Genomic DNA, 17,771 nt, shown 5'->3' on the forward strand with positions numbered 1-17,771 from the left:
ACGGATCGAAGATCGTCTCGCCCCAGCGCTCATAGAGGAGTGCCCATTGACTGACTTTCTTACGGTCCACCCCGAACTCTTTTCCTAACGTTGTGCATCCGTCTTTGCCCGTCAAGTAGCGTTCGGCCACATGAATTTTGAAAGCCTTCGTAAATTTGACCATAAAAACACCCCATAAAAGTTGGATTTTTATGTCCAACTTTTATGGGGCAGTTCATTTTAGGGCTTTTCGTATTAGACGAGCTGGGCTTTATACGCCTCATATTCTGCGTCTGTGAGCGAAACATAGTGACCTGGTTCGACTTCGCGAAGCGCAGGGATGCTCGAATCTTCATCCGACCGTCCGACAGCACCAAGTGAGCCAGACTCGTAGACGATCCGCTTACGTGTCCGTTCATGTTCTGGATCCGGAAGAGGGATCGCAGACAAGAGCGATTTCGTATAAGCGTGAATCGGGTTCTCGTACAGGCGCTCTGCCGGTGCAAGCTCGACGAGGTGACCTTGGTACATAACTCCGATCCGGTCCGAGATATACTTGACCATCGACAAATCGTGGGCGATGAACAAGTACGTGAGATCACGTTCACGTTGCAACTCTTTCATCAAGTTGACGACTTGAGCTTGGATCGACACGTCGAGTGCTGAGATCGGCTCATCGGCGATGATGAAGTCCGGTTCAACAGCGAGCGCCCGGGCAATCCCGATCCGCTGACGCTGTCCGCCTGAGAATTCGTGCGGGTAACGGCTCGCATGCTCTTTCGTGAGGCCGACCGTCTCGAGAAGGTCGTACACACGGTTCATCCGGTCTTCTTTCGTCTTGGCAAGGCCGTGGATATCGATGCCTTCAGCGATGATATCAGCGACCGTCATCCGCGGATTGAGCGACGCATACGGATCTTGGAAGATCATCTGCATAGCCCGGTTGAATTTCAACTTCTCAGCCTTATTCTTTTTCCCGTGGACGTTCTCACCTTTGAAAAGAACATCGCCGTCGGTTGCATCGTAAAGGCCGATGATCGTACGACCTGTCGTCGATTTACCGCAACCCGACTCTCCAACGAGACCGAGCACTTCACCTTTGTAAATATCGAACGAGATGCCGTCGACCGCTTTGACGACGCGGCCTCGGCCAATTTTAAAGTGCTGCTTCAGGTCTCGTACTTCTAATAATTTCTCACGTTCCATTATTCAGCACCACCTTTCAAAATCGATTTCGCGAACGCGCTGTCAGGACGATATTTGAGCGCGAGATCGCGGATCGCTCGCGGCGGCGTCACTTGCGGTGCTTGTGGGTGCAAGAGCCAGCTCGCTGCATAGTGTGTATCGCTAATTTGGAACATCGGCGGTTCTTTCTCGAAATCAATCTTCATCGCATACGGATTACGCGGTGCGAACGCGTCACCTTTCGGCGGGTCAAGCAAGTTAGGCGGCGTGCCCGGGATGGCCGGGAGCGCTTCGTTCGGATCATCGGTCGGACGCGGCATCGATCCGAGCAGTCCCCAAGCGTACGGGTGACGCGGCTCATAGAAGATCTCATCGACCGTTCCTCTTTCGACGATTTTACCGGCGTACATGACGGCGACACGGTCAGCCATGTTCGCGACGACACCGAGGTCGTGCGTGATGAAGATGATAGCCGTACCCGTTTTTTGCTGAATGTCTTTCAACAATTCTAAAATTTGGGCTTGGATCGTCACGTCGAGTGCCGTCGTCGGCTCATCGGCAATCAACACTTTCGGGTTACATGCGAGCGCGATCGCGATGACGATCCGTTGACGCATACCGCCTGAAAGTTGGTGCGGATATTGTTTAAGACGTGCCTCTGGGTTCGGAATCCCGACGAGTGTGAGCAATTCGAGCGTACGCTTCTTCGCATCTTCACCCGTCAATCCTTGGTGTTGCTTCAATCCTTCGGCAATCTGTTTGAAGATTGTCATCGTCGGGTTGAGTGACGTCATTGGATCTTGGAAGATCATCGCGATGTCGCGCCCTCGGATTTTCAACATTTCTTTTTCTGACAACTTCGCCAAGTCTTTTCCTTCGAACAAAATTTCTCCGTTCGTGATCTCACCTGGCGGGTTCGGAATGAGACGCATGATCGCTTTCGATGTGACGGATTTACCAGAACCCGATTCACCAACGATTGCGAGCGTCTCGCCTTTTTTCAAATCAAACGATACGTTGCGGACGGCTTGTACCGTTCCGGCATACGTATGGAACGAGACCGCTAAGTCTCGGACAGATAAAATCGTTTCCATGCACGAGTCCCCCTCTGTTTAAATTATTTACGCATTTTCGGGTCGAACGCATCACGCAAGCCATCGGCGAGCAAGTTGAAGCTGACCATGAGCAAGACGATGATGATTGACGGGATGACGAGCAAGTACGGGAACGTCCGTAGCTCTTTGTATCCGTCGTTGATCAACGTACCAAGTGACGCTTGTGGCGGTTGAAGTCCGATCCCGATGAAGCTGAGGAACGCCTCGAAGAAGATGGCAGATGGAATCGTGAACATGAGTGTGATGATGATCGCACCGAGCGTGTTCGGGATCAAGTGTTTGAAAATCAAACGGTTACTTGAAGCACCGAGCGTACGGGCAGCCAACACAAACTCTTGGTTTTTCAGTTTCAAAATCTGACCGCGGACGAGTCGACTCATCCCGATCCAGCCGGTGATGGCCATCGCCAAGATAATGGTGAAGACACCTGGGTCAAAGATCAAGATGAACAAGATGATCAAGATCAAGTTAGGAACGCCAGTCAAAATCTCGACGATCCGTTGCATGATGTTGTCAATGCGGCCACCGAAGTAAGCCGAGACGCCGCCGTAAGCGACACCGATGACCGTATCGATGATTGCGGCCATCAAACCGATGAAGAGCGAGATACGAGTCCCTTCCCAAACACGCGACCAAAGATCACGCCCGAGGTAATCGGTACCGAACCAGAAGTTCTCTTCGACGTTTTTCTGTTCATAGAAGTTGATGTCACGCCCACCGAGGTTGGCCATGCCGTCAAATCCGGCCCACTCAAGTCCTGTGACTTTAGGCGGTAGTTTCGCTTGTGAGATATTTTGTTCATAGGCGTCACGGGCTGAAAGCATCGGACCGAACAACGCGAGCAACACTAAAATTAAAATGATCGACAGCGAGAAGATGGCCGCTTTGTTTTTCTTAAGACGAAGCCATGCATCTTGCCAGAAGTTCAAACTTTTCCCGGCAATTCGTTCACCGAGCTGTTCGTTCATCTCGACACGTTGGAACATGTCTTGGTCGAACTGCTCGAAATCTTTTTTATTTTCAATCATCAGTTATCCCCCCCAAGACGAATACGTGGGTCAACGACTCCGTAGAGCAAGTCAACAAGTAAAATAATTACAATGAACAGAGCCGAGAAGAAGAGCGTCGTGCCCATGATGACCGAATAGTCATTCAACGTGATCGACGTTACAAACAATTCACCAAGTCCCGGAACGGCAAAGATTTTCTCGATAACGAACGTACCTGTGAGTAGCGCAGCCGTCATCGGTCCAAGGATTGTGATCGCTGGAATCATGGCGTTACGCACCATATGTTTCCACACGATTGCATTCCCGGTTAATCCTTTCGCTTTCGCGAGCGTGACATAGTCTTGTCCGGTCACTTCTAGCATCTCGGTCCGTACGAAACGGGCGATCGACGCGGTGACCCCGAGCGACAATGAGATGGTCGGAAGGATCGTATGCGCCGGCGAGTCCCAGAACGCGACAGGCAATACGCCCCATTTTACCCCAACGTAGTATTGAAGGAGGGCCGCAAAGACGAACGACGGGACAGAGATCCCGATTACCGACACGAACATTGAACCATAATCGATGTACGTGTTATGGCGAATCGCTGCAACGATCCCGAGCAATAGTCCTGTCAGCGTACCAAGCACTAGTGCCTGAATACCTAACTGGGCCGATGGTCCGATTCGTTCCATGATCAACTCCGTCACTGGCCGGTTGGCCGTACGGAACGATACGCCGAGGTCGCCTTGGACAAGGTTCCCTAAGTAAGTCGCATAACGAACTGGAAGCGGATCATTGAGTCCGTAACGATCGTTCAAGATCTGAATTTGCGTTTCCGTCAATTTTTCCTGGTTCTGATACGGTGAACCTGGAAGCAGGTCCATCAGGAAAAATGTGAACGTCGCAATCAAGAAGAACGTGATGAGGCCGTAAACCAGCCGCTGAAGAATATAACGTCCCATAATAAAAACCCCCTGTTTTTCTAATTGTGTCTATGCTTGCACCAACAGCGTCACTATGACATATTTCCCATTTCTTGAATTCACAAAATGAAAGGAATTTTCTGAAAGAATAGGTCAAACGTCATCTCAAGGCTCTTAGCACAGCATATGAAAATCACAAAACCCTCAGTTTCTGAAGTATTCTGAATTTTCACTGTTACTCCATTATACTTTACCAACAAAACATTTGAATAGTATTTTCTCTCAATTCGATTTTTTTTTTAGAAAAGTGGGGACATGCTTGCGCATGTCCCCTCTCCTATTTAGTTGATATCAACGTATTTGTACTGGTAATCAGCACCGAAAAGTTGACGGTTGAAGTTCTCGATGTTTGGACGGATCAAGTAAGCGACACCGGCCTGGTAGATCGGCATGATCGCTTGGTCTTGTTCAATCAAGAGCGTTTCTGCTTCTTTGAATTTGTCGTAACGAGCATCGATCTCTGTTTCAGCCGAAGCTTCATCGATCAACTTGTCGTATGCTGCTGACTTGTACTTGATGTCGTTTTGACCGTTGTCTGACGTGAAGATGCCAAGGTTAGTGAGCGGGTCTTGATAGTCAGGTCCCCAAAGGGCGAATGACATCTGGTAGTCCCCGTTCGCTTCGCGTTCGAGCTTGTTGTTGAACGGTTGTTGCGAGATGTTGACCGTTACGTTCGGCAAGTTCGACTCGATTTGGCCTTTCATGTACTCTGAGATTTGTTTTGAAACTTCACTGTCGAATGAAAGCAATTCGATTGTGGTCGCTTCGCCACCAGTTGCTTCTTCCCAAAGCGTTGCTGCTTCATCAGTGTTTGTCTCGAAGTGTTGGACGCCTTCTGTGTAATCCGTTCCGTCTTCATACTTGATGAATTCTTTCGGGATGAACGAAGTCGTTGCGATTGAACCGTTGTTCAACAGTTGGTCGATGATACCGGCCGGGTCAACGGCACGAGCGATTGCTTTACGTGCGTTCACATCAGCGAATACTTCATCTTCATGATTGAACTTGAAGTAACCAATTGCTGAACGAAGTCCTGTGTTGTAGTCTTCGTCTTCTTGGAAAGCAGCGACTTGCTCAGACGCGAGGCCTGCGTAATCAACATCGCCTGCTTCATACAAGTTGACGACCGTTGACGTATCTTTGACGACGCGAACGTCGACTTTGTTGAGAGCGACGTTGTCGGCATCCCAGTACGTATCGTTTTTCGTCAAGACATAGCCTTGTTCACGATCCCACTCTGACCATGTGAACGGACCGTTGTAGAGAAGGTTCTCTGTGTTTTTTGCGAAGTCCGCTCCTTGCTCAGTTGCGAACGCTTCATTGATCGGTGTGAACGTACCGAACGATGTGAGTGAGACGAACGATGGGTCCGGACGCTCGAGTGTAACTTCTAGCGTTTTCTCATCGATTGCTTTCACACCGAGTTCTTCTTTAGGAAGGTCACCCGTGTTGATCGCTTCGGCATTTTTTACCGTGTTCATGATATACGCATATTGCGAACCAGTTTCTGGGTCCACGGCACGTTGCCAAGCGTAAACGAAGTCATTCGCTGTAACCGGCTCACCGTTTGACCATTCGGCGTCACGAAGCGTGAACGTGTAGACGGTTTCGTCTTCGTTCAATTCAGGCTCTCCTTCAGCGATGGCTGGAACGGCTTGCCCTTCTTGGTCAAGACGGTAAAGACCTTCCATTGTGTTGGCGATCAAGTTGAACGCGACTGCGTCCGTTGCGAGCGCCGGGTCGGCTGTAGTAATGTCAGACGTGTCCGTCAAACGAAGTACTTTCTCTCCGTTCGAAGACGAACCGCCGTCAGAGTCTCCGCCAGTCGAGCAAGCGGCGAGCACTGAACCGAGCGCTAAGATGAGTGTCATCATTAGCAAAATCGATTTTTTCTTCATTGCGATGTCCCCTTTCTAATCTCGTGAAGCTTAGCATTCCGTCGGACTAACATCTTACTCTTTTTCTTTAATTTTCTGAATATTACATAAAGTATCCGACGAAAGAACGTTAGGGCTATTGTAAAAAATTTTTAATCAAACTGTCAACTATGGAATAAACCGCTGTCATTTAAAAAAACTTCCTTCTCGCCATAATAGCGGGACTACGCGTATCATAGAACCATAAGCAAACGTGATAAATTGGCGTCATCACGTTGAAAGGAGTTTGTCACATTGAAAAATTTTAGAAGTATATTAATCGTTTGGGGAATTGTCACAATTGCCTATACGGTTTGGTCGTACGTATCGTATTACCGCGCGGAATCGTTCGCGTTTCATTTGAGCGGCGGCTTGTTCGTCGCCGGCATGATCGTCTTCGCGTACGGGATGTTCTCACAGATGAGCGCTTCAGGATTGTTCGACGGGATTATGTACGGGTTTAAACGAAATCGCCGCGCCAAACTAAAGGAAATCGATTCCGATTATGAAGAAGACGAAAAAGACGACGACGAGATGAAAGAAGAACGTTCCGCCCGTAAACAGTCGGCTTGGCGTTGGGTATACGTCGGGATTGGCAGTGTGATTCTGTCATACGTCATCACCCTCGTTTGACCTTTTTGTTTTTCCGCCAATATGCTAAACTAAATGCAGAACATAGGAAACACAAGGAAGAAGACAAGTACCTCGAACTCCCTCTCCCCCAGAGAGTCTACGTTGCTGCGAGTAGACGGAGAGCGTTCAAGCGAATGGACTTCAGAGTGGCTCACCTGAATGGTAGTACGGTGAGACGGTTACGCCCGTTAACGCGATCAAGTGGCATGATTTCATGCAAATTTGGGTGGCACCGCGGTTATTCGTCCCGATTTTTCGGGCGGAGAACTGCGGTTTTTTATATTTTATGGAGGTGTAGGCATGGCAACGATATTTTCAGGCATTAAACCGACCGGCGTCGTGACGCTCGGTAACTACTTAGGGGCGATGAAACAATTCGTCGATCTTCAAGAAGAACATGACGCGTACTATTGTATCGTCGATCTTCACTCGATCACGGTCCAACTTGACCGCGTCGAGCTGATGGACAACACCCGCAAGCTGGCGGCGCTCTATCTCGCCTGCGGACTTGACCCTGAGAAGGCAACGATCTTCGTCCAGTCAGAAGTAAAAGCGCACGCCCAACTCGGATGGATGTTGACGTGTATCGCTGGGATGGGCGAACTCGGTCGGATGACGCAGTACAAAGATAAATCGCAAGGTAGCGATAACGTCGGGGCCGGGCTGTTCATCTATCCGACACTCATGGCGGCGGACATTCTACTTTATGGGACAGAGCTCGTACCGGTCGGTGACGATCAAAAACAACATATCGAACTAACGCGCGACTTGGCCGAACGATTCAACAAACGCTATTATGAGACGTTCAAGATTCCTGAGCCGCTCATTCAAAAAGAAGGGGCTCGGATCATGAGTTTGACGAACCCCGAGAAGAAGATGTCGAAATCGGATGCGAACATCAAAGGCTTCATCTCGATGCTTGACGAACCGAACGTCATCCGTAAAAAAATCAAGAGCGCCGTCACGGACTCGAGCGGCGTCATCAGCTTCGACCGGGAGAATAAGCCGGGCATCTCGAACTTGCTCGAGATTTACTCGTTATCGACGGGTACTTCGATAGCAGATCTCGTGACTCAATACGCAGACTCGAACTACGGAACGTTCAAGCAAGACGTCGCCGAAGCGGTCGTCGCCATGCTCGAACCGATTCAAGCGCGCTATCACGAACTCGTCGACTCGTCAGAGCTTGATGCGATCCTTGACTCGGGACGTGAGAAAGCCGAAGCGGTCGCGAACAAGAACCTCGCCAAGATCGAGAAAGCGATGGGCTTAAGCCGAAAACGTGCCAAAGTGAAAAAATAAGACAGAGCCGCCCAACGTATGCGTTGGGCGGCTTCTTTATGGAAGAACACAAAAAAAGAAAGAAACAGGCGTCCCTGTCTCTTTCTTGTGGATGTTGCTTATTGCTCTTTGCCTTCGATGAATGCCCACTTGTACGAGTAGTCAGCGCCGAATCCGTGTTCAACGATTCCTTTAACGTACGGCTTCGTGAGACGAGCTGATCCGCGTTGGTAAACTGGCGAGATCGCGTTCTCTTCAAGAACGATTTTCTCTGCATCTTGAAGCTCTTTCCAACGTGCTTCAGCATCTGTGTTCGCTTTCGCAGACTCGATGAGTGCATCGAATTCTTCGTTCGACCACTTACCACGGTTGTATGGTCCGTCAGTTACGAAGAGGTCAACAAACGTCATTGGATCCTGGTAGTCAGGTCCCCAGCCTGCGAATGTAAGCTCAAAGTCACCTTTGTTCTCGAGGTCGAGTTTGTTGTTGAACGGTTGTTGCTTGATTGTAAGCGTCATGCCTGGAAGGTTCTTCTCAAGTTCACCTTTGATGAACTCACCGATTTGCTTCGCAGACTCTGAGTCGTAGTTGAGGAGTTCGATTTCGACAGAATCTGTCCCGAGCTCTTCAAGTCCTGCTTCCCAAAGTTTTTGTGCTTCTTCAACGTTGTAACCACCGATGTCGCCGTTCGCTTCACGGAAGTCTGCACCGTCTGGGCCTGTTACGAAGTCTTTCGGTACGAGGTAGTTCGCAGGTACTGAACCGTTCGCGAGAAGCGTTTCAGAGATTGCTGCTTTATCGTAAGCACGGTCGATCGCGTTACGGATATTTTGGTTGTCGAACGCTTCAACTTCAGTGTTGAACTGGAGGTAGAAGAGTGTCGGTTCAACGACAGTCGAGAATTCTTCGCTGTCTTGGTATTGAGCAACGAGTTCAGAAGTCAAACCAGTGCGGTCAACGTCACCGTTTTCGTACAAGTTGACGCCCGTTGAAACTTCTTTAACGACTTTAACGTCGATTTCGTCGAGTTTGACGGCTTCAGCATCCCAGTAGTCGTCGTTTTTGACCATTTTCCAGCCTTGCTCGCGCTCCCAGCTTTCGAGTTTGAACGGTCCGTTGTAGAGCGTCGTCTCTGCAGACGTACCGAAGTTCTCGCCTTGTTCTGCGTCGAACGCTTCAAGTTTAGGCATAAATACGCCGAAGCTTGTGAGACCAAGGAAGTATTCAGCTGGTGCTGTCAATTTAACTTCAAGTGTCTGATCGTCAGTTGCTGTAACGCCGACCGCGTCGCGCTCGCCTTCGCCCAAGTTGTAAGCTTCAGCACCTTCGATGACAGACATGACGTAAGCATATTGTGATCCGTTGTCCGGATTAAGAACTTCTTTCCAAGCGTATTCGAAGTCGTTTGCCGTTACAGGCTCACCGTTAGACCATGTTGCGCCTTCACGGATTTTGAACGTGTACGTTTTACCGTCTTCAGAAACTTCGTGTGATTCAGCCATCCCTGGTGTTGGGTTGTCTTCTTCGTCCATACGGTAGAGACCTTCGTTAACGTTGTTCAAGACGTTGAACGATACTGCGTCAGTCGCGAGAGTTGGGTTAAGTGAAGGAATGTCTGCACTGTCGAGCAAGTTGAGGACTTGCGCTTCATCTGCACTACCTTCTGAACCTCCGTCTCCGTTTGTTGTCGTTGTTTCTTCTTCCCCACCCGAGCAAGCTGCTAGGAACGCGCTAGATAGAAGCGTTACCGACGTTGCTAATGCAAAACCTTTTTTCTTATTCATTACGATGACCCCCTGATTATTTTCGTTTTAACGAAATGAACGATGGTAGAAAATTCTGAAATTTAACTTTACAAAATTTGTTACCACAATCCCGTTGATGCAATAATACAATATTCTGATAATTTTGCAAAGTATTTATTTTGATTTTTCTAAAAAATTTTTACCATAGGCTAAAAGCCCGCCTAGGGAGACGGGCTTTTAGCTCATTTTTTATAAACTTTTGAAAAAGTTAGGACGTACGAAGGACCGATGACCGGAAATCCAATTTCCGCATATGTGGAATCGACCGCGTAAGATCTTCCAGCTTGATAGATTGGAATAACGACTGCCTCTTCCAACAAGCGTTTTTCGGCTTGACGATACGCTTCATTCCGCGCCACGAGTACCTCAGTCGAGCGTGCCTCCTCCATCAACCGATCGAACGTCTCGTCTTTATAACCACTCGAATTCAAATAATTTCCTGTTTCAAATTGAGTCAAATAAGCACTGAACGCCGGATAATCCGGTTGCCAACCAGACAGCGACAGCGCATAGTCACCTGCGACTTCTTTCCTAACTTTGTCACCGAGCGGCAGTTCAGTGATGGAAACAGACAGCCCCGGAAGTTTTTCAAGTTCGGTTTCAATCGTCTCGGCGATTTGTCTCGCTTCTTCATCGACAAAGCTGAGTAATTCGATGTCAATCGTTTCTTCTTCGTAGCGTTCTTTGACCGACTCGAACAACGAAGACGCATCTTCTTCAAACGAGACGTCTTGCGCACTGCGGTCTGTGACGAGCAACCGGTCCGTCGTTTGTTCGGCGCGGGCGAGTGTGTCGGTGAACGCCTCTCGATCGAGCGCAATCGCGAGCGACCGGCGGAAGTCAGGGTCATCGAACGGATATTCATCGACGTTCGATTTCAAATAGAAGACACCGCTCCGAGGTACATCGATGATTTCACTTTCAAGTGAGTCGATCACGCTTTCTTCCGTCCCATAAGGAAGTGGGTGAATGCCCGTTGCTTCCGTCCCGAGCGCTTCATCCGCCCACATGATGATCCGCTCGAGCGTGACATTGCTTGCGTCGTGATAAGATTCATTTTTCGTCAGCGTCACTTGGGCCGCATCGATCGATTCGATTTGAAACGGTCCGTTCGCATCGAGTTCTTGCCAAGCCCCGATGGCTGTTTGTGGAAGAAACGCCGGCATTGCCAAAATCTCCTCGAACCCTTCCATCGGTCGTTCGAGCGTCAATTCGAGTGTCTGCGCATCGACCGCTTTGATACCAAGCGTCTCCGGCTCGGCTGTTCCGAGACTGATCGCTTTTCCATTTTTAACATCTTCAAGTAAGAAACTAAACGGTGAGTTCGTATCGTCGTCCGCGAGTTTTCTGAAATGGTCGACGAACGTCTCGGCGGTTACCGCCTTGCCGCCCACCGTCTGACTCGGCTTTAGCGAGAACGTGTACGTCGCACCGTCCTCTGACCGGGTCAATTTCTCGACGAGACCCGGTTCAATTTCACCGTCCGCCCCGAAACGATACAATCCCTCATAGACATGAGACAATATCGTCTGGGAACTCGGGTCGATGGCGAGTAAGGTGTTCGGCTGCTCCGGTAACGTCTCCCCGTGGATCGTCACGACTTGTTCTTCTTGCGGTACTAGTTCACGTGCTTGCTCGCGTTGTCCGTTCCAAATGATCAAAAAAAGTATAAGGACTGAACCCAACAAGGCGGCACCGATGATAAAACGTTTCATTCGGCATTCTCCCTTCTGTTAGACCAACCCTTATACCCTACCCGTTTTTAACCTATTTTTCTACAATCAGTCTGTCACTTTTGCGAATGCGAGTGTCGCATTATGGCCCCCGAAGCCGAGTGAATTGCTCAGTGCGTACTGAATATCAAGTTCCCGCTTTCCTTCTCGAACATAATCAAGGTCACAGTTTTCTGCCGGTTCGTCACAGTTGATCGTCGGATGAATCTGACCCTCATGAATGGACAACGCCGTGATGACCGCTTCGACGCCGCCCGCAGCACCAAGCAAATGCCCGATCATCGATTTCGACGAGTTGACGGCGAGCTGATCAGCATGTTCCCCGAACACGTTGCGGATCGCTTTCGTTTCTAACATATCGTTTAGTGGTGTGCTCGTCCCGTGGGCGTTAATGTACTGGACGTCTTCCGGCGCGATTCCGGCGTCACGCATCGCTTCACTCATCGCTTTCGACCCGCCTTCCGCTTCCGGTGACGGTGCCGTGATATGGTAGGCGTCCGAGCTCATCCCGTATCCGACGACTTCGGCATACATTTTGGCACCGCGCGCTTTCGCGTGCTCATATTCTTCGAGAACGAGGACGCCTGCGCCTTCGCCCATGATGAACCCGTCACGATTTGCATCGAACGGACGGCATGCCGTCGCCGGATCTGGGTTCGTCGATAGCGCCTTATTGGCACAGAACCCTGAAAACGACAACGGAGTGATTGGTGCTTCGGCCCCGCCTGCGAACATCGCGAGCGCATCGCCGCGTTGAATGACCCGGAACGCTTCACCGATCGAGTTCGTGCCCGAAGCACAAGCCGTCACCGAGCAGTTGCTCGGTCCTTTCGCCCCGAGGTAGATCGAGACTTGTCCGCTCGCCATGTTCGGGATCATCATCGGAATGAAAAACGGGCTGATTCGGCGTGGTCCGCGTTCATGCAAGATGCTCGCTTGTTTATCGATCGTCTCGACGCCGCCGATGCCGCTCCCGATCCACGTCCCGACTTTGTCCGCCATCGCTGTCACATCTAGACCACTATCCCGATGTGCGGCGTCCGCTGCTAAAATTGAGTATTGGATGAACGAGTCCATCTTCCGAGCTTCTTTTGGCTCAACCAAATGCTCGATATTCCATTCTTTGACTTCAGCGCCGACTTTTGCCGGGTACTGGCTAATATCAATCTTCGTCAACGTATCGACCGCATTGTCCCCGTTCAATAGCCGACCCCACATTTCTGTGACATCATTGCCTAACGGTGATACGACACCTAACCCTGTAATGACTACTCGTTTCATGAACAAATCTCCTCCGTGATTTTAGCGTTATTCCATGTGAGACAGCTCGCTCCCCAAGTGAGCCCGGCACCAAAGCCGGCAATGACGACCGTTTGTCCGGCAGTGACCTTCCCGATTTTAACCGCTTCAGCAAGCGCGAGCGGAATCGAAGCGGCCGATGTGTTCGCATGGTCTTGAATCGTGACGACTACTTTATCTTCAGCGAGCCCTAACCGCTCTATCGCCGCGTCAATGATGCGGCGGTTCGCTTGATGCGGGACTAAGACGTCCATGTCGGCAATGTCTTTACCGGCTTGATGAAGCGCCTCTAACACGATGTCCGGCATTTTCCGGACCGCGAACTTGAACACTTCGCGCCCGTTCATGACGATTTTACCATCTGCATTCTCATATAAGAACTTCCCACCCGTACCATCGCTCCCAAGAACGATCGAATCGATTGCCGCGATGTCATCTTCGCCTAATACGACAGCACCTGCGCCATCACCGAACAAGACGGCAGTCGAGCGGTCGTCCCAATCGATCAAATTGCCCATCTTTTCGGCTCCGATGACGAGTGTACGTTTAAAGCCTTTCGACTGCATCAAGCTCTTCGCCGTATCCATCGCGAAGATGAAGCCGCTGCAGGCGGCGCTGACGTCAAATGCGACGGCGCGTTTCGCGCCTAAGTTCGCTTGGACGAGACAAGCCGTCGCTGGGAATGATGGTGCCGTCGCCGTCGCGCAGACAATCGCGTCGATGTCCTCGATTACAACCCCCGCGCTCGCAAGCGCCCGTTCAGCGGCCCGAGTCGCCATATCCGCTACCGACATGTCCGCATCGGCCAAATGACGCGCCTCGATCCCGGTTCGGGTCCGAATCCATTCGTCGCTCGTATCCATACGTTTTTCCAAATCGATGTTCGTGACCCGGTTATCCGGAAGGAATGAACCGATGCCGATGATTCCAATGTTCATAGCTATAACCCCTATTCTTAGTATCTGGTACTAATATAAGGGAATGAAAAAGGGATGTCAACGCATCCCTCTCGAATTATTCACTTTGTCCGAGCCGTTTCGTGACCGCCATGACCATTTTCGCCGAGTTGATCGATGCCGTCTCTAAAAATTCATCGAACGACAAGTTCGCCTCTTCGTCAGCGCTGTCTGAGATTGAACGTGTGACGACGAACGGCACTCCGAACTGGTGGCACGTCTGGGCGATCGGAGCCGCTTCCATTTCAACGGCTGCGACACCATCAAAGTGTCCTAAAATTTCCGCGACCCGTTTCGAATCGTTGATGAACGAGTCCCCTGTGACGATCAGCCCGGTGTGGACGTTCACATCGTGCAAGCTCTCAATGACTTCCTTACAGACGTCCACCAAGTGCGCGTCCGCTTTATACGCAGCAGGCATGCCCGGAACTTGGCCGTACTCATAGCCGAACGCTGTCACGTCGACATCGTGGTGGCGGACTTCCGTCGAGACGACGACGTCTCCGACTTTCATCCCTTTCTTGAAGCCCCCGGCAGAACCAGTGTTGATGACGACGTCTGGTTTGAACTTATCGAGCAAGAGCGTCGTCCCGATGGCCGCGTTCACTTTTCCGATCCCTGACTTTAAAATGACGACCTGGACGTTGCCAAGGTATCCTTCATAGAAGTGATAGTTCGCAATCTCAGTATCCGTCCGTTCTGTCAATTCGTTACGAAGCAAGTTCACTTCTTCTTCCATCGCCCCGATGATTCCAATTTTCATGTGATAGCCTCCTCAGAAAGAGAGCGACCTCCAATTGGATGTCGCTCTTTTAGTCATTATTTGATTTCTTTAATTTCGACGACCATGTCGCCGCCAGCGACCATGTCGCCGCCAGGTGTCTGCACGTTCACGACGTCTCCAACGGTACGACCGAGAAGCGCTTTCGCGATCGGTGATTCGTTCGAGATTTTCCCTGTGAACGGGTCAGCCTCGGCACTGCCGACGATTGTATATGTTTCGTCTTCATTGTCTGCTTGAATGAAAAACGTCACCGTTTTCCCGATTGCGACCATTGAATTGTCCGCACCATCGTCTTTGATGATGACGGCGTTACGAAGCATCTCTTCAAGTTGTGCGATGCGTCCTTCGACCATAGCCTGCTCTTCTTTCGCTGCATCGTACTCAGCGTTCTCAGACAAGTCTCCGAAGTCACGGGCAATCTTAATACTTTCAACGACTTCTTTACGGCGCACTGTCTTCAGTTCATTCAATTCATGTTCAATCTTGTCTTGTCCTTCTAACGTCATGTAATGTTGCTTTTCAGCCATGTCTGTCACTCCTTCATTGTCTCCTAGTATATTACAGCACATCAAAATTGAAAACGATTTATTTTAGTAGGCTCGATTGCGTTCCGTAAGCACCCAGCGGATCTTTGTCACGAGAAGATCGATGGCGACAAAATTCTCGCCGCCTTCAGGGACGATGATGTCCGCGTAGCGCTTCGTCGGTTCGCAAAATTGCAAGTGCATCGGACGGACGACGTTCGTATATTGCGCGACGACCGAATCAATCGAGCGTCCCCGCTCGTTAAGATCGCGTTGCATCCGGCGTAAAATCCGAACATCGGCGTCTGTGTCGACGAACACTTTAATATCCATCAACTCACGAAGACGGTCGTCCTCGAGTGCTAAAATCCCTTCGACGATGACGACGTCGACCGGTTGGATCAAAATCGTCTCGTTCGAACGTGTATGGGCCGCATAATCGTAAACCGGCTTCTCGATCGCTTGATGATTTTGCAACTGCTTGATCTGTTCGATCAACAAATCGTTGTCGAATGCGAACGGGTGGTCATAGTTCGTCTTATATCGCTCTTCCATCGTCATTTCTGACTGGTCTTTATAGTAGGCATCTTGCTCGATCATGACGACCGATTGTCCTTTGAACGCATCCACGAGTGCACGGGCGACGGTCGTCTTTCCAGATCCAGTCCCACCGGCCACGCCGATAATGACGGGTTTATGTTGCATCAAAGTTAAATCCTCCTCATCGTAATTTACGACTGATTGCTAGGCCATCACCGAGAGGCAAAATCGCGGTGTGATAATCGGTCCGTGCCATCAATTGCTCAGTAAACTGTTTTACGAGACGGACGAGCCGGCGTCTACGACGGTCAAGAACTGACACGTCTTCGAGCAGGACGTCTCCTCTCAAAAACAAATTATCGCTGTAAATAGTACCACCAATTGGTACTAAAGCGCCATACCCATCAAAGAATTTTTGATATTGGCCTTTGGCTGCATCGATGAAAACCGCATCAAACGGTCCTTCGATCGACCCAATCAGTTCGACCGCATCGCCGTGAATGATGGTGATCCGGTCCGAGACGTCCGAACGTCCGATAAAGCCGAGCGCTTCCTCGTAACGACGTGCGTTGCGTTCGATTGTGACGATCTCGGCCTCTGGCAACAGCTCAGCCATGCGGATTGCACTGTATCCGATCGCCGTCCCGACTTCAAGTATACGCTGCGGCCGTTGCATCGCGAGTAACGATAATAACACCTCTGAGCCGGTCAAGTCCATGATCGGCACGTGATGAACGCGCGCAAACTCTTCCATCTCCGCTAAGAGCGGTGACCGGTTTAAAATCAAGTCCTCCACGTATCCTTCATAGGATGAATGTTCCACGTCTTACACCTCTTACTCTCTATTCATTCAAACGACCGGAAGCCAAGGCCTCCGGTCGCATATCTATCAGTTGTTCGCTTCTTCGAACGCTTCCCATTCGGGGCGATATTTGTTGACGTTCTGTTGATGTGCCTCATATGTCACTTCAAACAGAACTTCTCCGCTCGGGAAACCTTCGCGAGGCGGCCGTGCGTAGAAATAAACGTTGTCTGTATCGTTCGGGTTGAGCGTCGCTACGAACGCGTCACGACTGACCGAGGCAATCGGACCAATCGGGATCCCTGCGTAACGGTACGTGTTATACAATGAATCGTTTTGCAAATCATTGAACGACGTGAAAATTGACGTCTCACCCGTTCCGTACCAAACGGTCGGGTCGGACTGCAACTTCATCCCGTCCGCAAGCCGGTTCTCAAACACGCCGGCAATCTCTTGACGGTCTTCTGTCGATACCGCTTCTTTTTCGACGACGGAAGCGAGGGCGAGCGTCTCATGGAACGTACGTCCTGACGCCTCGACAGTATCAGCATACTCGAGATAAAGCTGTTCGGTCGGCTTAAGCATCTCATCGATGATTTGTGTGAGCGTGACACCTTTGTCGAACTCATACGTGGCCGGGAACAAGTAGCCCTCGAGCGGATGATAAATCCCTTCTGCTAACACTTCTTCGGTCAACATCTCGTGTTCGGCAACGAGTGAACGGATATATTCCTGATCGCTCAGCTGTGCCGAAATCTCTTCTTTTGGAATTTCAGCCACGTTGGCGAGCCGCGCGATGACTTGATCGATTGTGAATCCTTCTGGAATGACGAGTTTGATGTCAGGTACGACGATCACTTTACCCGTCTTCAGCGTGGCGATCAACTCGTCAAGTGACTGTGACGGCGACAGCGTATACGTCCCCGCTTGGAACGATGACTCATTTTTAAACCGTGTGTATAAACGGAAAATCGTGCTATTCCTCACAAGTCCATTCTCTTCGAGTAGTTCGCCAATATAACCTGAGCCTGCACCGAGCGGAACCTCGACTTCGACCGTTTCGGACGAAGCGGGATCGATCGGCTCAAGTGACCGCTTTACGAATGCATACGAGACAGCGGCGCCCGTGGCGATGACAAGAAGAAAGACAGCAAGGATAATAACCGTGATGCGTCGAACGATCCGGCTACGCGCACGCTTCTCATCAGGCATCGATGGATGGTTCATGCGTGTTCTCCCCTGTT

16 protein-coding genes and 1 other annotated feature are annotated in these 17,771 nt (G+C 50.3%); of the genes, 2 read left to right on the plus strand and 14 right to left on the minus strand.

All coding sequences use genetic code 11. The features are described from left to right. Nucleotides 1–234 precede the first annotated feature (234 nt). The 5 genes from EVJ24_RS08050 to EVJ24_RS08070 all read right to left on the minus strand — a co-directional run bounded on the left by EVJ24_RS08050 (nucleotide 235) and on the right by EVJ24_RS08070 (nucleotide 6,152). The gene (locus EVJ24_RS08050) at nucleotides 235–1,185 is read right to left on the minus strand and encodes an ABC transporter ATP-binding protein (RefSeq protein WP_131440847.1); all 951 of its coding nucleotides are present in this window, start codon (nucleotides 1,183–1,185) and stop codon (nucleotides 235–237) included. Then, nucleotides 1,185–2,258, minus strand: coding sequence for an ABC transporter ATP-binding protein (locus tag EVJ24_RS08055; protein WP_131440849.1), 1,074 nt, complete (start codon nucleotides 2,256–2,258; stop codon nucleotides 1,185–1,187). The genes EVJ24_RS08050 and EVJ24_RS08055 overlap by 1 nt, the downstream gene beginning before the upstream one ends. Nucleotides 2,259–2,281: 23 nt before the next feature. Continuing rightward, complete coding sequence (gene opp3C / locus EVJ24_RS08060) at nucleotides 2,282–3,307, minus strand: oligopeptide ABC transporter permease (protein WP_070327636.1); 1,026 nt, start codon at nucleotides 3,305–3,307, stop codon at nucleotides 2,282–2,284. After that, entirely contained in the window at nucleotides 3,307–4,233 is a 927-nt protein-coding gene (gene opp3b, locus EVJ24_RS08065) for an oligopeptide ABC transporter permease (RefSeq protein ID WP_131440851.1), read from the minus strand. The genes opp3C and opp3b overlap by 1 nt, the downstream gene beginning before the upstream one ends. Nucleotides 4,234–4,535: 302 nt before the next feature. Continuing rightward, nucleotides 4,536–6,152 (minus strand): peptide ABC transporter substrate-binding protein, encoded by a 1,617-nt coding sequence (locus EVJ24_RS08070; protein ID WP_131440853.1) that lies wholly within the window; start codon nucleotides 6,150–6,152, stop codon nucleotides 4,536–4,538. Between the two features lie 273 nt (nucleotides 6,153–6,425). On the opposite strand from EVJ24_RS08070, the gene EVJ24_RS08075 reads away from it, so the two are divergent. Together EVJ24_RS08075 and trpS are read left to right on the plus strand one after the other, a co-directional pair. Continuing rightward, nucleotides 6,426–6,803 (plus strand): DUF3899 domain-containing protein, encoded by a 378-nt coding sequence (locus EVJ24_RS08075; protein ID WP_131440855.1) that lies wholly within the window; start codon nucleotides 6,426–6,428, stop codon nucleotides 6,801–6,803. Nucleotides 6,804–6,848: 45 nt separating this feature from the next. Continuing rightward, nucleotides 6,849–7,056 (plus strand) — a binding site (T-box leader). A gap of 47 nt (nucleotides 7,057–7,103) precedes the next feature. Continuing rightward, entirely contained in the window at nucleotides 7,104–8,105 is a 1,002-nt protein-coding gene (gene trpS, locus EVJ24_RS08080) for a tryptophan--tRNA ligase (protein ID WP_131440857.1), read from the plus strand. Between the two features lie 98 nt (nucleotides 8,106–8,203). On the opposite strand, the gene EVJ24_RS08085 is transcribed toward trpS, so the two are convergent. The 9 genes from EVJ24_RS08085 to mltG form a co-directional block, all read right to left on the minus strand. Further along, a complete protein-coding gene (locus EVJ24_RS08085) occupies nucleotides 8,204–9,868 on the minus strand; it encodes a peptide ABC transporter substrate-binding protein (protein WP_131440859.1) in 1,665 nt (554 codons plus the stop codon). Nucleotides 9,869–10,071: 203 nt separating this feature from the next. After that, nucleotides 10,072–11,604 (minus strand): peptide ABC transporter substrate-binding protein, encoded by a 1,533-nt coding sequence (locus EVJ24_RS08090; RefSeq protein WP_131440860.1) that lies wholly within the window; start codon nucleotides 11,602–11,604, stop codon nucleotides 10,072–10,074. A 66-nt stretch (nucleotides 11,605–11,670) separates the two neighbouring features. Further along, nucleotides 11,671–12,903: a beta-ketoacyl-ACP synthase II gene (fabF, locus tag EVJ24_RS08095; RefSeq protein WP_071399481.1), complete on the minus strand. Its 1,233-nt coding sequence runs from the start codon at nucleotides 12,901–12,903 to the stop codon at nucleotides 11,671–11,673. Continuing rightward, the gene (locus EVJ24_RS08100; protein WP_131440862.1) at nucleotides 12,900–13,859 is read right to left on the minus strand and encodes a beta-ketoacyl-ACP synthase III; all 960 of its coding nucleotides are present in this window, start codon (nucleotides 13,857–13,859) and stop codon (nucleotides 12,900–12,902) included. The genes fabF and EVJ24_RS08100 overlap by 4 nt, the downstream gene beginning before the upstream one ends. A 76-nt stretch (nucleotides 13,860–13,935) precedes the next feature. Beyond that, complete coding sequence (gene mtnN / locus EVJ24_RS08105) at nucleotides 13,936–14,640, minus strand: 5'-methylthioadenosine/S-adenosylhomocysteine nucleosidase (protein WP_131440864.1); 705 nt, start codon at nucleotides 14,638–14,640, stop codon at nucleotides 13,936–13,938. A gap of 56 nt (nucleotides 14,641–14,696) precedes the next feature. Next, nucleotides 14,697–15,188, minus strand: coding sequence for a transcription elongation factor GreA (gene greA / locus EVJ24_RS08110; RefSeq protein WP_131440866.1), 492 nt, complete (start codon nucleotides 15,186–15,188; stop codon nucleotides 14,697–14,699). Between the two features lie 63 nt (nucleotides 15,189–15,251). Next, nucleotides 15,252–15,890 (minus strand): uridine kinase, encoded by a 639-nt coding sequence (gene udk, locus EVJ24_RS08115; RefSeq protein WP_071399478.1) that lies wholly within the window; start codon nucleotides 15,888–15,890, stop codon nucleotides 15,252–15,254. 16 nt (nucleotides 15,891–15,906) lie between these two features. After that, nucleotides 15,907–16,548: an O-methyltransferase gene (locus EVJ24_RS08120; RefSeq protein ID WP_131440868.1), complete on the minus strand. Its 642-nt coding sequence runs from the start codon at nucleotides 16,546–16,548 to the stop codon at nucleotides 15,907–15,909. 66 nt (nucleotides 16,549–16,614) lie between these two features. Continuing rightward, nucleotides 16,615–17,754: an endolytic transglycosylase MltG gene (gene mltG / locus EVJ24_RS08125; RefSeq protein WP_131440870.1), complete on the minus strand. Its 1,140-nt coding sequence runs from the start codon at nucleotides 17,752–17,754 to the stop codon at nucleotides 16,615–16,617. Nucleotides 17,755–17,771: the final 17 nt, after the last annotated feature.

Source organism: Exiguobacterium sp. SH1S21, assembly GCF_004337175.1.
Taxonomy (GTDB): Bacteria; Bacillota; Bacilli; order Exiguobacteriales; family Exiguobacteriaceae; genus Exiguobacterium; species Exiguobacterium aurantiacum_A.

Coding starts and splice junctions, on each gene's coding strand:
- EVJ24_RS08050 (WP_131440847.1), bottom strand. CDS start 1,185: ATGGAACGTGAGAAATTATTAGAAGTACGAGACCTGAAGCAGCACTTT.
- EVJ24_RS08055 (WP_131440849.1), bottom strand. CDS start 2,258: ATGGAAACGATTTTATCTGTCCGAGACTTAGCGGTCTCGTTCCATACG.
- opp3C (WP_070327636.1), bottom strand. CDS start 3,307: ATGATTGAAAATAAAAAAGATTTCGAGCAGTTCGACCAAGACATGTTC.
- opp3b (WP_131440851.1), bottom strand. CDS start 4,233: ATGGGACGTTATATTCTTCAGCGGCTGGTTTACGGCCTCATCACGTTC.
- EVJ24_RS08070 (WP_131440853.1), bottom strand. CDS start 6,152: ATGAAGAAAAAATCGATTTTGCTAATGATGACACTCATCTTAGCGCTC.
- trpS (WP_131440857.1), top strand. CDS start 7,104: ATGGCAACGATATTTTCAGGCATTAAACCGACCGGCGTCGTGACGCTC.
- EVJ24_RS08085 (WP_131440859.1), bottom strand. CDS start 9,868: ATGAATAAGAAAAAAGGTTTTGCATTAGCAACGTCGGTAACGCTTCTA.
- EVJ24_RS08090 (WP_131440860.1), bottom strand. CDS start 11,604: ATGAAACGTTTTATCATCGGTGCCGCCTTGTTGGGTTCAGTCCTTATA.
- fabF (WP_071399481.1), bottom strand. CDS start 12,903: ATGAAACGAGTAGTCATTACAGGGTTAGGTGTCGTATCACCGTTAGGC.
- EVJ24_RS08100 (WP_131440862.1), bottom strand. CDS start 13,859: ATGAACATTGGAATCATCGGCATCGGTTCATTCCTTCCGGATAACCGG.
- mtnN (WP_131440864.1), bottom strand. CDS start 14,640: ATGAAAATTGGAATCATCGGGGCGATGGAAGAAGAAGTGAACTTGCTT.
- greA (WP_131440866.1), bottom strand. CDS start 15,188: ATGGCTGAAAAGCAACATTACATGACGTTAGAAGGACAAGACAAGATT.
- udk (WP_071399478.1), bottom strand. CDS start 15,890: ATGCAACATAAACCCGTCATTATCGGCGTGGCCGGTGGGACTGGATCT.
- mltG (WP_131440870.1), bottom strand. CDS start 17,754: ATGAACCATCCATCGATGCCTGATGAGAAGCGTGCGCGTAGCCGGATC.